Annotated in this window: 14 protein-coding genes; 11 read left to right on the top strand and 3 right to left on the bottom strand. The window is 35.8% G+C overall.

Annotated elements, in window-relative coordinates:
• Window positions 1–12: 12 nt before the first annotated feature.
• Both ABMA72_RS09100 and ABMA72_RS09095 read left to right on the top strand, forming a co-directional pair.
• Window positions 13–954 carry a phosphotransferase gene (locus tag ABMA72_RS09100; RefSeq protein ID WP_393056852.1) on the top strand — a complete coding sequence of 314 codons (942 nt, stop codon included), beginning with the start codon at window positions 13–15 and terminating at the stop codon, window positions 952–954.
• Window positions 947–1,774 (top strand): NDP-sugar synthase, encoded by an 828-nt coding sequence (locus ABMA72_RS09095; RefSeq protein ID WP_393056850.1) that lies wholly within the window; start codon window positions 947–949, stop codon window positions 1,772–1,774. The genes ABMA72_RS09100 and ABMA72_RS09095 overlap by 8 nt, the downstream gene beginning before the upstream one ends.
• Here the strand turns inward: ABMA72_RS09095 and ABMA72_RS09090 are convergent.
• Entirely contained in the window at window positions 1,762–1,950 is a 189-nt protein-coding gene (locus ABMA72_RS09090) for a DUF362 domain-containing protein (RefSeq protein ID WP_084710518.1), read from the bottom strand. The two genes, ABMA72_RS09095 and ABMA72_RS09090, sit on opposite strands and share 13 nt — an antisense overlap.
• An 86-nt stretch (window positions 1,951–2,036) precedes the next feature.
• On the opposite strand from ABMA72_RS09090, the gene ABMA72_RS09085 reads away from it, so the two are divergent.
• From ABMA72_RS09085 to ABMA72_RS09075, 3 genes are read left to right on the top strand one after another with little or no spacing between them, the layout of a single operon-like run.
• The gene (locus ABMA72_RS09085; RefSeq protein WP_392861476.1) at window positions 2,037–2,693 is read left to right on the top strand and encodes a hypothetical protein; all 657 of its coding nucleotides are present in this window, start codon (window positions 2,037–2,039) and stop codon (window positions 2,691–2,693) included.
• An 18-nt stretch (window positions 2,694–2,711) separates the two neighbouring features.
• Window positions 2,712–3,149: a hypothetical protein gene (locus tag ABMA72_RS09080; RefSeq protein ID WP_392861477.1), complete on the top strand. Its 438-nt coding sequence runs from the start codon at window positions 2,712–2,714 to the stop codon at window positions 3,147–3,149.
• A 31-nt stretch (window positions 3,150–3,180) separates the two neighbouring features.
• Complete coding sequence (locus ABMA72_RS09075; RefSeq protein ID WP_393056848.1) at window positions 3,181–3,525, top strand: hypothetical protein; 345 nt, start codon at window positions 3,181–3,183, stop codon at window positions 3,523–3,525.
• Between the two features lie 11 nt (window positions 3,526–3,536).
• Here ABMA72_RS09075 and ABMA72_RS09070 read toward each other — a convergent pair whose 3' ends face one another.
• The gene (locus ABMA72_RS09070) at window positions 3,537–4,370 is read right to left on the bottom strand and encodes a TIM barrel protein (RefSeq protein ID WP_392861480.1); all 834 of its coding nucleotides are present in this window, start codon (window positions 4,368–4,370) and stop codon (window positions 3,537–3,539) included.
• Between the two features lie 208 nt (window positions 4,371–4,578).
• Here ABMA72_RS09070 and ABMA72_RS09065 point away from each other — a divergent pair, with 208 nt between their 5' ends.
• Genes ABMA72_RS09065 through lspA form a run of 4 tightly spaced genes read left to right on the top strand, consistent with a single transcriptional unit; the run spans window position 4,579 to window position 9,222 of the window.
• A complete protein-coding gene (locus ABMA72_RS09065; RefSeq protein WP_393056846.1) occupies window positions 4,579–5,337 on the top strand; it encodes a hypothetical protein in 759 nt (252 codons plus the stop codon).
• Window positions 5,334–7,211 carry an ATP-binding protein gene (locus ABMA72_RS09060; RefSeq protein ID WP_392861484.1) on the top strand — a complete coding sequence of 626 codons (1,878 nt, stop codon included), beginning with the start codon at window positions 5,334–5,336 and terminating at the stop codon, window positions 7,209–7,211. Before ABMA72_RS09065 ends, ABMA72_RS09060 begins: the two co-directional genes overlap by 4 nt.
• 11 nt (window positions 7,212–7,222) lie before the next feature.
• Complete coding sequence (locus tag ABMA72_RS09055; RefSeq protein ID WP_392861486.1) at window positions 7,223–8,725, top strand: sigma-54-dependent transcriptional regulator; 1,503 nt, start codon at window positions 7,223–7,225, stop codon at window positions 8,723–8,725.
• Window positions 8,722–9,222, top strand: a complete 501-nt coding sequence (gene lspA / locus ABMA72_RS09050) for a signal peptidase II (RefSeq protein WP_392861487.1) — start codon at window positions 8,722–8,724, stop codon at window positions 9,220–9,222. Before ABMA72_RS09055 ends, lspA begins: the two co-directional genes overlap by 4 nt.
• Before the next feature lie 2 nt (window positions 9,223–9,224).
• Here the strand turns inward: lspA and ABMA72_RS09045 are convergent, their stop codons facing one another.
• Window positions 9,225–9,665, bottom strand: coding sequence for a 4Fe-4S dicluster domain-containing protein (locus tag ABMA72_RS09045; RefSeq protein ID WP_021267740.1), 441 nt, complete (start codon window positions 9,663–9,665; stop codon window positions 9,225–9,227).
• A gap of 171 nt (window positions 9,666–9,836) precedes the next feature.
• Between ABMA72_RS09045 and icmF the strand changes: the two genes are divergently transcribed.
• Window positions 9,837–12,986 (top strand): fused isobutyryl-CoA mutase/GTPase IcmF, encoded by a 3,150-nt coding sequence (gene icmF / locus ABMA72_RS09040; RefSeq protein ID WP_393056844.1) that lies wholly within the window; start codon window positions 9,837–9,839, stop codon window positions 12,984–12,986.
• The gene (locus ABMA72_RS09035; protein ID WP_392861491.1) at window positions 12,986–13,540 is read left to right on the top strand and encodes a cob(I)yrinic acid a,c-diamide adenosyltransferase; all 555 of its coding nucleotides are present in this window, start codon (window positions 12,986–12,988) and stop codon (window positions 13,538–13,540) included. Before icmF ends, ABMA72_RS09035 begins: the two co-directional genes overlap by 1 nt.
• Window positions 13,541–13,546 lie beyond the last annotated feature (6 nt).

Here is a 13,546-nt window from a genome sequence, read left to right as displayed (position 1 = left end):
TGAGTATTTAGGATGAATAAAGAATCAATCACACAAAAGCTGGAAGAAGCTGGTTTCTATAATGATAAGAGTACACTGGAGAAACTCTCTGGAGATGCCTCTAGTCGAGAGTATTATCGACTAACAAATGACTCGCAGTCTTTTGTCGTATGTGTTGAGTCATCTAATGGTCAGCAAAACTGTGACTTTCATAAGGTCACCAATAATATTTTAGATAATATCAAAACTCCTGAAATTTTTTATTATGATCCGCAGTTCTCAATTCTTGTTTTAGAAGATATTGGCAGTGTTTCACTGAAAGATTTTTATGAAGCCTCAGGGATAAGCAAGCATATCCAAGCAGTAGAAGATATTAAAAAATATCAAAAGATGCCTTTAGAGTTTTGTATGAATCGAATCTTTGACAGAGAAAAAATTGGATTTGAGTTTGATCTAGCTTGTAATTTTTTCTTGAATCAGTACCTAGGTGTTAGTTTCAATACACAAGAGGCTGGCATTGTTAAAGAAGTTCGAGAATTCATTATTGATTACTATGATGCTCATAGGGATGTTGTCTGTCACCGCGATTATCATTCGAATAATTTATACGTGAAAGATAATACTTTGTTTCACATCGATTATCAGGATATGAGAGTTGGCCCAAAAATGTATGACTTGGTCTCACTTGTTGACGACTGTTATATTGATTTTTCTGATGAAGAAAAAAAGAAATTACTTCTTACTTATGATGAGAAGTTTTATGAAAAGTATGGCGATGATTATCATATCGTCCAAGTTCAGCGAACATTTAAGGCCCTTGGTAGTTTTGCATACTTAAAAATAGATAAGAACAAAGAAGGTTATCTTCAGTTCATTCCAATAAATTTGCATAAGCTAATTAGTATTTGTGAGAAGAGTTCAATTGAGGTGTTTAGATCTTTTTCTGATATTTTAAAAAGAGGTTTAGATGATTAAGACTTGTTTCATCGCGAGTGCTGGCTTTGGTACTAGAATGGGGAACTTAGGAAAGATTATCCCTAAGCCTCTATGGCCCTTCTTCAACCTTAGGTTATTAGATCTACAAGTTGCATATGCCAAAATGTTGGGTTGTGAAAAAATTTATATTAACTCGCATCACTGCCATGATGAAATGCAGAACTGGGCACAAGGCAAAGATGTTGTTTTGCTTCATGAACCGTCGATTCTTGGAAGCGGGGGATGTATCCATAATTTAAAGAATTATGTTGATGATGAGATCATTTTCATTATTAATTCTGATCAGTTTTATTTTTTCGATTTTTCTCAAATTAGTGAAGATATAAAACGAATGGTTGAAGATGATGCTATTGCACACTTGTATGCAATTGAAGTCGATCGTGATGCTACTTACAATGAGACAAAAGTTATTGATGGGAGTTTATCAAGTATTGCTCCTCATGAGGGTACTAGTAGTTATTTAACTTATTCAGGGGTTGGGATTTTAGACTTAGCTAAGATTCCTCAAGTCGAAGGTGAGTCTTCCTTTTTCAAAACAGTGGCCGATTTCAAAAATAAAAATGTTCACATGAGTTTACCTAAGGAGCCAATCTTCTTAGATCTAGGAACTCTCGATAAGTATATTGAGGTTATCTCTGAGCTTGAAAAGCTTCCTGCTGTTATTAAAAAGTTTGTTGCGGCAATCGAAGAATTAGACGGCGTGGATTTCAAGTCAACTGCTACTATGGAGTGGGCAGGGGTTACATTTAACTTTGACACACGTACTATTTCTTATGAGGGTAAAGACTATTCTTTTTGAGTAACTTCTTTAATACAGTCTACCGGACAGACGAGAGTGCACGCATTACACAAAGTACATGCCCATGGTTCAATTGTATATTTACCCTTGTCCATAAAAATGGCCTTTTCTGGGCAAATGAGCCTGCAGTTATCACACTCTATACAACGTGAAGAAATTTCGAGATAATAATCCATATATTAATTATAACAAACTTTGAAATTTAAGGTAACAATTGCACAATACTGACACTCTAACATTCAAATTGCTAAATATTCTGTTTGTGGTATTTTCACTGTTCTTTCTGCACACATGTTACTCACTTGATGCAGATGTTTCAGCAATTGACTTAAATCGTTTCATTGGAATTCTTACAACATATAAAATAACAACGGCACTAGCAGTTTTTTTACTCTTTAAGATTCTATTTATGGGAGAACTTACCATAGTGATCTTGTCGGTTTTTGTACTTAATATCTTTTATAAGGTTTTTTCCTTATTCCTAGTTGAGTACGACAAAATTATTCTCCTTATGGCCGTTATCTTCTTATTAGTTTCATATAATATGATCCTGTTATTAAAAGAAGAATTAGCTCAAGCTATCTTTAAACCAATCTTTACGAAAGAGAATTTCAACTTTGATGGCTTCTGCTCTCTTGAAGGGAATGTCTACTTATCTTCTGGTTCTTGTTTACCCGTTAAAGTTTCTAACTGTGATGATAAGGGTATAGTTATCTACACGAGTGAAAAAATATCTAAGGGTGAAAAAGTTGAATTTGAGTTAGAATATGAAGGTAAGAAATTTATTGATAATTTTTGTGTCGAATTAGTTTACCCAAATGGATATGGGTTAAAGTTATTATCAAGTGTTGAAGATAATAGTTATAACTGGATTACACTTTATAATATTTTGAAACGTCGAGGAATTGTTTCATTATAGTCTAGGAAGGATCATTTAATGTTTAAGTATTTAATCATCTTATTAGTTTTTATTTCATGTAACTCTAACAAGTCTCCAGAAGGTGTTCTAAGAGGCTTCATTGAAAAAAGGCTAAATGATGAAATTAAGGTCGATGATTTAGAGGACTACTTAACAGGAAGTCTACTTGAGGAATATACTCAAGCATTAACTGATGATCCAAAGAAGCTTAATGAGATGTCAAAATACGAGAAGTCTCGCTTATCTATCGTATATAAGAATTGTTCAGGAGATGAGTGTTCAATCACTTATTCTGTTTCTTATGATGACGAGGCCACTGATGGTAAAACAAAACAAGATGTTTCAATTTCAGTTAAGAAAATAGCTCTTATCATCAAGAAAGATGATAAGTGGTTAATATCAGATATTAGTGATGTGAAGTCATTTTACGAATTTAAAGAGACTGACGTCCGTTAAGATATCTTCATTCCTTACCGATAAGTAAGGGGTGAAAAGCGGTAAAATTTTAGATCTTTCATTTGAGAAATTAGTTGGTGAGACTTTCAATTTAACAGAAAGTGCCAACTCTAATGCTCATCAACTAAATTATATTTCAGAAATTAAGTCATATCGACTTTGGATAGGTGGTACGTTTATCGACTTCCCTCAAGGTCTCTCCTTTATCGATGACCTCAAAAAAACGAGCTTTATCGAGTTAAAGCTTTATGACAAGGCCCTTAACGATGGCCTAAAAGAAGTTCTTAGTACTCACGAGGACTTAGTTGTATATATAATGGATGAGGATATTTTTATTGAAACTAAAGAATATGAAGAAATAAAAAAAGCGGCTTAAAGCCGCTTTTTTTATAGTGTATTGTAGTAATTTTTTAGCATTAATGCGTCATCTTCTAGGTTTGGTGAGTTACAAATCATGTATCCACCACAACCATTTTTCTTAAGTGACTTAAGAAGATCTTTCCAGTTGAAGTCAGACTTCTCAAGGTTAAGGTGCTTTAGATCACCTTTAGAGTTAGTGCTGATTCCTGAAATATGGATGTGCATATTCTTAACTGATTCTTCACCTAGTTCTTCTTTAAGCTTAGCAATTACTTCATCAAACTCTTCTTCAGAGTTGTACTGATTAGTACGTGCATATAGGTGAGAGAAGTCCATACATGGGCGACAAGAGTCTACATTCTTAGTTAAGCTGATTAGCTCTTCTAGTGAACCAAACTGTGAAGTCTTCCCTGTTAGCTCTGGACGAAGCTCAATTTCAATATCAAGTCTGCTTAGTCTTTCTTCGATTACATTCATTGATTTTTCAACTAGGTCGAATACATCATATGGAGAATCTTTCATGTAGAAAGCTGCGTGGAAAGTCATTGATTCTGCACCACAAAGATCAGAAATCTTAGCAGTTTGGATAATTCTCTCAACAGAAGAATCAATTTTATCCTGCTCTCTAGCATTTAGGTTGATATAGTATGGGCCGTGTGAAGTTAATGGAACGCCTAGCTCATATGATACTTTTCTTAGATTTGAAGAAACTTCTTCCTTCATTCTTACGCCGTGTGCAAACTCAAGTTGCATACAATCAAGTCCAAGTTCGTGAATTCTTTTAACACCTTCTACTGGATTGTTCTTTTTAACTGTAGAATTAGGAACACCTGCTGTACCAAAAAGTAGCTTAGTATGCATTCAAAATACCCCTTCTGCTTATATTTAAAACGTTAATGCCTTGTGTATCACAATTACGGAATCCACAATAGTCGCGCTGCGAAATCTCGCGTCGAGCGCTTCATATATATGCGCTTTTGTCTATCTGTGATTCAGATGACTTATAGCCGGATTTTGGATTTGGGTCTATAATTAGAGAATATCTTGTAAAAAAAATAGGGACAAAAATTTGTTTAGTGTATTAATTTCATATTTATTAAGTCTTTTCATCGTCTTTATTCAGGTATTTTTCCTGGCCGGAGGCTTCATTGTATTTAGCACGAACCTGCATATTTCGAGTTCGGTGACGCTTGCTACATTAATTTATGTAATTTCATTTACTTACATTATTCCTTCTATTGTTTTATCTAGGCTAAATCCAATTCGATTAGACAAGAAAGAACACGTGGCCATTTTTAATAAAATAAATGGACTTCACTTTAGAGGAAATAAGGGAAGGCTGAAATTCTTTGAGAGTAAGAATGCTCCATTTTTCGTTATGGGAAGTCTCCTGGGTTCGGGTTATGTCATCATCAACTCTGCTGTTATAGAGAGTCTGAGCCCCTCTGAGATGGATAAATACTTAGAGGCAGAACTTAGCTTTAACGAAACGATAAATGCAAAAGTGTTAACTCATATTCTAATCGTCCTGCTATTTTGGCGTGGCATTTTTAATTGTGTCTTTAAGCTTGCTAGAGCGGAAGCCGTTTTTCGCTATATGTTTGCAGTTCCTAGGCGATTATTTAACCGACTCTCAAATAGCTTCAAAAGTTACCATTTCAAGAAACATGAGAGTGTGGATATGAGAGGTGTTGCTCAAAAAGTTATCTACTTAGAAAATGCAAAGATTAATGATGTTCATTTTAATGTGGCCTCGACAACAATGTGGTCAATTCTTCGTTCTCCAGATGCAATGGATGAAAGATTTCATCAAAGTGAGTTGCTATGAAGAACTTTTTTAAGTACTTCAGAGATTTAGATTTTACCAAATACTACCCAGCGCTTTTTACAGTCGTCTTCTTATCTGTGCTTTTTCAGTACAAGTTTCAGTCCATTGAAGCGATCTTCTATGACTTAAGACTTAAGTTAGACATGACTCTTGTTCATGATGACAATATTGTTCTCATTAAAATTGATGAAGAAAGTGATGAGTTCTTAGGTGAGAGTTATCCATATACTTATACAACTTATTTAAAACTATTTAGAAAAGTCTTAAAAGATAAGCCGGCAATTATTAATTTCTTTGGTGATTTGTCTGCTCCTTTAAATGAGAGAGAGGCGGCTTCCTTACAATTACTCCACGATGAAATTAAGGCCTATATGAAACAAGGTGGGCTCTATCGCTATGGAACAGAACTAGACTCTTGGGGCGAGCGTCTTCCACCACAAGAATTGAGAGATCTCGGTTATTCACCGGCCGTGGTGAATATTGATAGTAAGTTATTTGCCAAAGATGATGTTGTCAGAAGAATGGTTCTAAATATTTCGGGAGAAGAGACTCTCGACTTTTGGACGGCCAATGAATGGCGAATTATTAATAATGAAGAACCATTAGTTCTTAATAAGCTAAAGAGTGCTTATTATATGCCCGAAGCCGATGCGAGCTTTAGCTTATTTCGCTATCCTCTTAGGTCACTTGAACATCTTGAAAAATTACCCGTCCACCGTGTTGTCGTAGGTAATATTCCTAGTGGGTATTTTAATGGCAAGGTTGTTCTTATTGGACCTGCCTATATTTCGAACCTAAGACATTACGCAAAAACACCATTTGATAAAGATCAAAAAAGAACATCAAAATTAGAAATTCATGCCAATATGACAAAGGCATTAATGGAGAATCAGTTAATCTACTCAATACCTCTTTGGGTAACGAAATTGCTTTCAATGCTAATTGGTGTGGTCTTATCAATCGTTATTTCTAGGATTCAACCTGCAAAGGGTCTACTCATTACTTTTGGGATCATTGTAGGAACAGTTCTATTTTCATATTTAATCTTTCTGCTCTTTGGTCTCTGGCTTTATATCACCCACATCTTGTTAACAGTCTTTGTGGTTTATTATATTTGGGTTCCTTTCAGGGCCATCGGTGAGTATCAAAGACGCTATAAAATTCAAGAAGAGACAAAACTTTTAAAAAGAGTTGAAAACCTAAAGCAAAACTTTATCTCTTTAATGAGTCACGACTTAAAAACACCCGTCGCAAAAATAGCTGGAGTTGCAGACAATATGTTGCAACGTAATCGTGGAGGGGAAACCTATATGCACGATGGCCTAAAGACTATTATTGATTCGACAAAGGAACTTAATAATTTCATTACTTCGATCTTAGATTTAACTAAGGTAGAGTCGCGAAATATTTCTCTTAATTTACAAAGTAAAGACGTCAATAAGATCATCGAAGACTGCGTGAATAGTTTAACTTATCTCGCTCGTTCTAAAGAGATGACTATTGAGACTGAGCTAGGTCCGTTATTTCCCATCGAAATCGATGTTAGCTTGGTTAATCGAATTGTTTCCAATATTGTGGAAAACTCGATTAAATATGCTGGTGAAGGAAAGGCAATTAATATTAAGACTTGGGATGATGATACTTGGGTCTATATTGAGATATCTGATAATGGTGTTGGTATGGGCCAAGACGATGTCGATAATATATTTGAGAAGTTTTATCGGGTTAAAAATGATGCGTCCCATATTATTAAGGGAAGCGGTCTAGGTCTTTATCTGGTAAAATACTTCGTAGAACTTCATGGGGGTGAGATTTCTGTAACATCATCACCTGGAGAGGGAACTAGTTTTCTAATTAAATTTTTGAATAAATAAATGGAGTGCATATGCATAAGGTTTTAGTTGTCGATGATGATAAAGTTTTACAAACCTCAGTAAGAGAGGCCCTTGAATTTCATCACTTTGCAGTAGATGTTGCTGACAACGGAAAAGAGGCGTTAAGTGCTGTTTATAAGACTAAGTATGACTTAGTTGTTATGGACGTGAACATGCCTGAAATGGATGGTATTGAAGCATTAACAGAAATCAAAAAACATGACCCTTCTGTTATCGTTATTATTTTAACAGCTTATTCAAATGTTACGGATGCTGTTAAGGTCGTAAAGGAAGGTGCTTATAACTATTTAGAAAAGCCTATTAGTTCTGATAACTTAGTCTCTTTAATCAAGCGTGCCCTTAAGGCCCGCTCATTAGTTGAAACGGTTGGTTTCTCTGCACCAGTTCTTTCACTTGGTGATACAAAGAATAAATTTGTTGGTGAATCAGATGTTATGCAAAAGGTTTTCAATGTTATTGGAAAGCTAGCGCAAGTTAATACACCTGTCTTAATTCGTGGTGAGTCTGGTACTGGTAAAGAGCTAGTTGCTCGTGCAATTCACTATAATGGGCCAAGAAAAGATGAGAAATTTGTAACGATTAACTTAGCGGCCATTCCTGAAAACTTAATTGAGTCTGAATTATTTGGTCACGAAAAAGGTGCTTTTACTGGCGCTAATGAAAGAAAGATCGGTAAGTTTCAATTTGCAGATGGTGGAACACTATTCTTAGATGAAATTGGTGATGTCTCTCCAACAATGCAGGTAAAGCTACTTAGAGTTCTTCAAGAAGGAACATTTACTCCAGTAGGATCGAATAGAGAAATCAAAGCAGATGTTCGTGTTATTGCAGCTTCTCACAAACCATTTGAAAAAATGATTGAAGAAGGAACATTTAGAGAAGATTTATTCTACCGCTTAAATGTACTTCCTGTTTATCTTCCTCCTTTAAGAGAAAGAAATTCTGATATCCCACACCTTGTTGATTACTATGTTAAGTATTTTAACAATGTTCATAACCTAGAAATTAGTGGCCTTGACGATGAGGCGATGAAAATTATGCAAGGTCATGATTGGCCAGGAAATATTCGTGAGCTTAGAAATGTTATCGAACACGCTTTCATCATTGAAAGTGGTGATATCATCAAAGCAACATCTCTTCCGGATAAAATAAGAAAGTCAGTTACGGTAGAAAATGTTGTCGAAGAATCTCAGGCAATTATTGATTATGATGAAATCAAAGACTCTGTATTAACAGATGCCGGACAAGATGAACAACTTATTGCAAGTGCTCAGGGCTATCAATTTGTTTTTGCAACTAGTGAAGTTGACGGTGAGCTGAGATTAAATTTTTCTCAAGCTAAGGATATCTTTGAAAAAGAATTTATCATTCAGGCCTTAAAGATTAATCATGGAAAAATTAATCAAACAGCATTAAAGGCAAATATTCCAAAGAAGACTCTTCTTAGAAAAATTGAAAAGTACGAAATTAACCCTAAGGAATTTTATAAATGAATCGAATTTGGCAAATGACATTACTGATTGTTGGAATTCTTTTCTTGGATCAATTCTCTAAGGGGGCCATTCAATCTAGTTTTAAATTAGGGGAGACACTTACTGTTATCCCTGGTTTTTTTAACCTAACATATGTGAAAAATCCTGGTGTCGCATTTGGAATGGGAAGTGAATTTCCAGATGTCATCAGAATGATTCTTTTTAAAATCCTGCCTGTAATCGCATGTTTCTGGTTTGTTTATCTAATTTGGGATTCAAGAAGAAAGAGTTATATGCTCTGTCTTGCTTACTCTATGATCTTTGCAGGAGCAGTGGGAAATCTTATTGATCGCATCTCTCTAGATTACGTGGTTGATATGTTCGATTTCTACTATAAAGGATGGCACTTTGCTGCATTCAATGTAGCGGATGCATCAATATCTGTTGCGGCAGGTATTTATATTATTGATTATTTTCTAACTGAAGTTCGTGGAAATAAGAAGAGTGCTCAAGCCTAGGCTTAAGCGCTCTCTTCTTCTGTATTTGATTCTTCGCTTGGTTTTTCTTTTGTGATTCCAAATTCGTTGTGTAACTCATTAAGTGACTCTTCTGAGACATAAAGTTCTGACTTAAGAGTTTCACGTCCCCAAATAGCAAAAGCATCATTGTGCTCATACATTGTAATCGTTTCCCAAGGACAGTCTTGAGAACAGTTTTGACAACCGATACATCTAGCAAGATCGATTTCAACTGTTTGATTAAATTGTGGGTTCGTTGGATTAGGGCCTGGAACTAGTTCAATTGAGTCAACCGGACAACCTTGAATACAGATCTCACAACCTGTACAACCTGACTGGTGAACAACAGCTAGTAGCTTTGGACCTTTCTTACCCTTACGTGCTGGCTTAAAACGTGCCGAGTGGTAAGGATTCTCCACTAAAAATTTAACATCTTCGCTCATTAGCAATTCCTAATACTAAGTTAATTAGCAGTATTTTAGCGTATATCAACGCATCATAAAAGGGATTTTTGCCTGATTAAAATACATTAGGTATAGTCCTTTAGCAATATTGAAAGATAAAAAGCTTGGGTAAATAATTGTTTTTACTTAACGTGATATCAGAGGTTTACAGTGAGAAAATTAAGATTTGTCACAGCGGCCAGTTTATTTGACGGCCATGATGTATCAATAAATATTATGAGAAGACTTCTTCAGTCTAAGGGTGTTGAAGTTATTCACCTAGGACACAATCGTTCTGCCCAAGAGGTAGTCGATGCTGTTTTACATGAAGATGCAAATGCAGTTGCCATGAGTTCTTATCAGGGTGGACACAATGAATACTTTGCTTATGTTCGTGAGCTACTTGATCAGGCCGGAGCGACAAATGTTCGTATCTTCGGTGGTGGAGGTGGTGTAATCACTCCTAAGGAGATTAAGGCACTTCACGATAAAGGCATTACTAGAATTTATTCTCCAGAAGATGGAATGAAATTAGGTCTTGAGGGAATCATTGATGACATGATTGAGAGAGCAACTCATTCAACTCTTGATGGATTCAAATTAGATGCTAAGGCAAAAGATCTTCCAAAGACTCAACTTGCAAAAGTTATTACGGCCATTGAAGATGGTGCTGAAATTGAGATCCCTTCTTCGGAAAAAAATATTCCAGTACTTGGTATCACAGGAACTGGTGGTGCAGGTAAGTCATCTTTAATTGATGAAACTCTTTTAAGATTTCACCGTTTCTATCCTGAAAAGAAAGTTGCACTAATTTCAGTTGATCCAACAAAGAAGAAAACACAAGGTGCGCTTTTAGGTGACCGTATTAGATTAGGTTCTGCAAACTTTGAAAACTTTTATATCAGATCACTTGCAACTCGTGATTCTGGAACAGAGCTTTCTCCACAAATAAAAAAGACAGTTAACTTCTTAAAGGAGCAAGACTTCGATTTAATTATTGTTGAGACTTCTGGTATTGGTCAGGCTTCAGATGAAATTACAAAAATTTCTGATAAGTGTGTTTATGTTATGACTCCTGAATATGGAGCTGCAACACAACTTGAAAAAATTGAAATGCTTGAGCAGGCGGACTTTGTTGTTCTTAATAAATTTGAAAAGCCTCGCTCTGAAGATTCAATGCGAGATATTAGAAAGCAATATAGAAGAAATCATAATCTATTTGCTGGACACCCAGGTTCTCCAACAGATGAAGAACTTCCAATTTTTGGAACAATGGCATCGAAGTTTAATGATGTCGGTGTAAACGCTTTATTCCAAGCTATTGCACAGACTTTTGATTTTGATCAGGCTCCACTTGAGGGAATTATTGCAAATCGTGCAAGTAATGATAAGACAAGAATCATTCCTGCTGAAAGATCACTTTACTTAAGAGAGATTGCAAAAGCTTCGCGTGACTATAATCATGAAACTGAAATGAGAATGGAAAAGCTTCGCGATATCGAGGCCCTTGAGATCACAAGTAAGATTGTTCCAAGTAATGAAGTTGATGCAAAACTTGCTCAACTAAAATCAGAACTTGGCGAAGATGTTGAAAAAGAAATCGAACAATTCCAATCAGTCGTTAAACAATACCAAGATGGAACTTTCACATACCACGTACGTGATCGTGAGTTTAAAGTAGCGACAAAATACACTTCTCTTTCTGGACTAGATGTTCAAAAGGTAGGAACACCAAGATTTTCTTCTAAGGTGGATCAGTACCGTTTTATTAGAACTGTTAATATGCCAGGGTTCTTTCCATTTGGTGCAGGGATTTTCCCATTCAAACGTACAGATGAAGATCCAAAGAGAATGTTTGCTGGAGAAGGTGGTCCAGCAAGAACTAATAAGCGCTTCCACTACTTATCAAAAGATGACAAAGCAAAACGTTTATCAACTGCTTTTGACTCAGTAACTCTTTATGGAGAGGATCCAGATCTTCGTCCAGATATTTTTGGAAAAATTGGAGAAGCTGGAGTTTCGATCGCAACAGTTGAAGATATGGAGTTATTATTTGATGGTTTCGATCTTTCTGATCCATACACGTCAGTTTCGATGACGATCAATGGGCCGGCTCCGATCATGTTAGCTTTTTACCTAAACACTGCTTTAAGACAAAAGCTTAAAGGTGATGACTACTACGATACTGAAAAGCGCCTAGCTATTCTTCAACAAATTCGTGGGACAGTTCAGGCCGATATCTTAAAAGAAGATCAAGCTCAAAATACTTGTATCTTCTCTCTTGAGTTTGCACTTAAGATGATGGGAGATGTACAAGAATACTTCTGTCAGCAAAAGATCAAGAATTACTATACAGTTTCAATCTCTGGTTACCATATTGCTGAAGCTGGGGCGAACCCGATTACTCAAGTTGCTTTCACACTTGCAAACGGTTTCACATTTGTTGAATACTATCTTGCCCGTGGATTAAATATTGATGAATTCTCACAGAACTTATCTTTCTTCTTCTCAAACGGACTTGATCCTGAGTACTCAGTAATTGGACGTGTTGCTAGAAAGATTTGGGCAATCACTATGCGCAATAAGTATGGTGCAGATGAGAAGTCTCAAAAATTTAAGTATCATATTCAAACATCTGGACGTTCTCTACACGCTCAAGAAATTGACTTCAACGATATTAGAACAACACTTCAGGCTTACTTAGCACTTTCAGATAATTGTAACTCTCTTCATACAAATGCTTATGATGAAGCGATTACAACACCAACTGAAGAGTCTGTAAGGCGTGCTATGGCAATTCAGATGATTATTAATCGCGAGTTCGGTTTAAATAAATCTGATAATCCAATGCAAGGTGCATATGTAATTGAAGAATTAGCTGACCTTGTTGAAGAAGCAATCCTAGCTGAGTTTGAAAGAATTTCTGATAAGGGTGGAGTTCTTGGTGCAATGGAAAGTATGTACCAGAGATCAAAAATCCAAGAAGAGTCTCTCTACTATGAGACACTAAAAGATTCAGGAGAGCTTCCTATCATTGGTGTTAATACTTATATTGCAGACAATATTGATGAACAGCTAAATCAAGAAATTGAACTTTCTCGTTGTAGTGACGAAGAAAAGAAAGGACAAATTTCTCGCTTAAATGATTTCAAAGACAGAAATGCTAATAAATCAGATGAAGCCTTAGATAAGCTTAGAGCTGTGGCCCTTTCTGGTGGAAATATTTTTGCAGAGCTTATTGAAACAGTTAACTATTGTTCTCTTGGACAGATTACTAATCTTCTTTATGAGATTGGTGGGAAGTACAGAAGGAATATGTAATGAAGAAGTCAAAGATCTACACTCGTACAGGTGATAAAGGTGAAACAAGCCTTGTTGGTGGACAACGTGTCTCAAAGGCCAGCGCTCGTATTAATCTTTATGGAAACTTAGATGAACTTAATAGTTTTGTAGGTCTTTCACTTTGTCATATTGATGTTTCAAGAGTTAAAAATACTTTTAAATCAATTCAAGAAAATCTTTTTGTTCTCGGTTCTAACTTCGCAACTCTTAGAGAGGACCGAGACAATTTCAAATTACCTAAATTAAACATTGAAGACATCCTTCATCTCGAAGGTGAGATTGATTACTTTGACTCAGTTGTTGATCCCCTTAAATACTTTATCCTTCCTGGTGGAAGTGTTGCGGCCGCTAATGTTCATATTTGTCGAACTAAAACAAGACAAGTTGAAAGGGAAGCTGTGGAGCTAGGGGATGTTGATCCAATTGATTTAGAGTATTTAAATCGACTTTCAGATTATTTCTTTATCGTAGCGCGATTCTTGAATAAGCATGAGAATATTCAGGATATTCCATGGGTTCCGAAGAAGGATTAGATTAAG

The organism is Halobacteriovorax sp. CON-3, assembly GCF_043196995.1.
Classification (GTDB): domain Bacteria; phylum Bdellovibrionota; class Bacteriovoracia; order Bacteriovoracales; family Bacteriovoracaceae; genus Halobacteriovorax_A.
The sequence above is the reverse complement of the archived record's forward strand: the minus strand, read 5'-3'. Positions and strand labels throughout refer to the sequence as shown.

What these genes read in the sequence shown, in the direction of transcription:
- ABMA72_RS09055 (WP_392861486.1), top strand. Translation starts at nt 7,223, where the DNA reads ATGCATAAGGTTTTAGTTGTCGATGATGATAAAGTTTTACAAACCTCA.
- ABMA72_RS09035 (WP_392861491.1), top strand. Translation starts at nt 12,986, where the DNA reads ATGAAGAAGTCAAAGATCTACACTCGTACAGGTGATAAAGGTGAAACA.
- ABMA72_RS09100 (WP_393056852.1), top strand. Translation starts at nt 13, where the DNA reads ATGAATAAAGAATCAATCACACAAAAGCTGGAAGAAGCTGGTTTCTAT.
- ABMA72_RS09080 (WP_392861477.1), top strand. Translation starts at nt 2,712, where the DNA reads ATGTTTAAGTATTTAATCATCTTATTAGTTTTTATTTCATGTAACTCT.
- lspA (WP_392861487.1), top strand. Translation starts at nt 8,722, where the DNA reads ATGAATCGAATTTGGCAAATGACATTACTGATTGTTGGAATTCTTTTC.
- ABMA72_RS09090 (WP_084710518.1), bottom strand. Translation starts at nt 1,950, where the DNA reads ATGGATTATTATCTCGAAATTTCTTCACGTTGTATAGAGTGTGATAAC.
- ABMA72_RS09070 (WP_392861480.1), bottom strand. Translation starts at nt 4,370, where the DNA reads ATGCATACTAAGCTACTTTTTGGTACAGCAGGTGTTCCTAATTCTACA.
- ABMA72_RS09045 (WP_021267740.1), bottom strand. Translation starts at nt 9,665, where the DNA reads ATGAGCGAAGATGTTAAATTTTTAGTGGAGAATCCTTACCACTCGGCA.
- ABMA72_RS09095 (WP_393056850.1), top strand. Translation starts at nt 947, where the DNA reads ATGATTAAGACTTGTTTCATCGCGAGTGCTGGCTTTGGTACTAGAATG.
- ABMA72_RS09060 (WP_392861484.1), top strand. Translation starts at nt 5,334, where the DNA reads ATGAAGAACTTTTTTAAGTACTTCAGAGATTTAGATTTTACCAAATAC.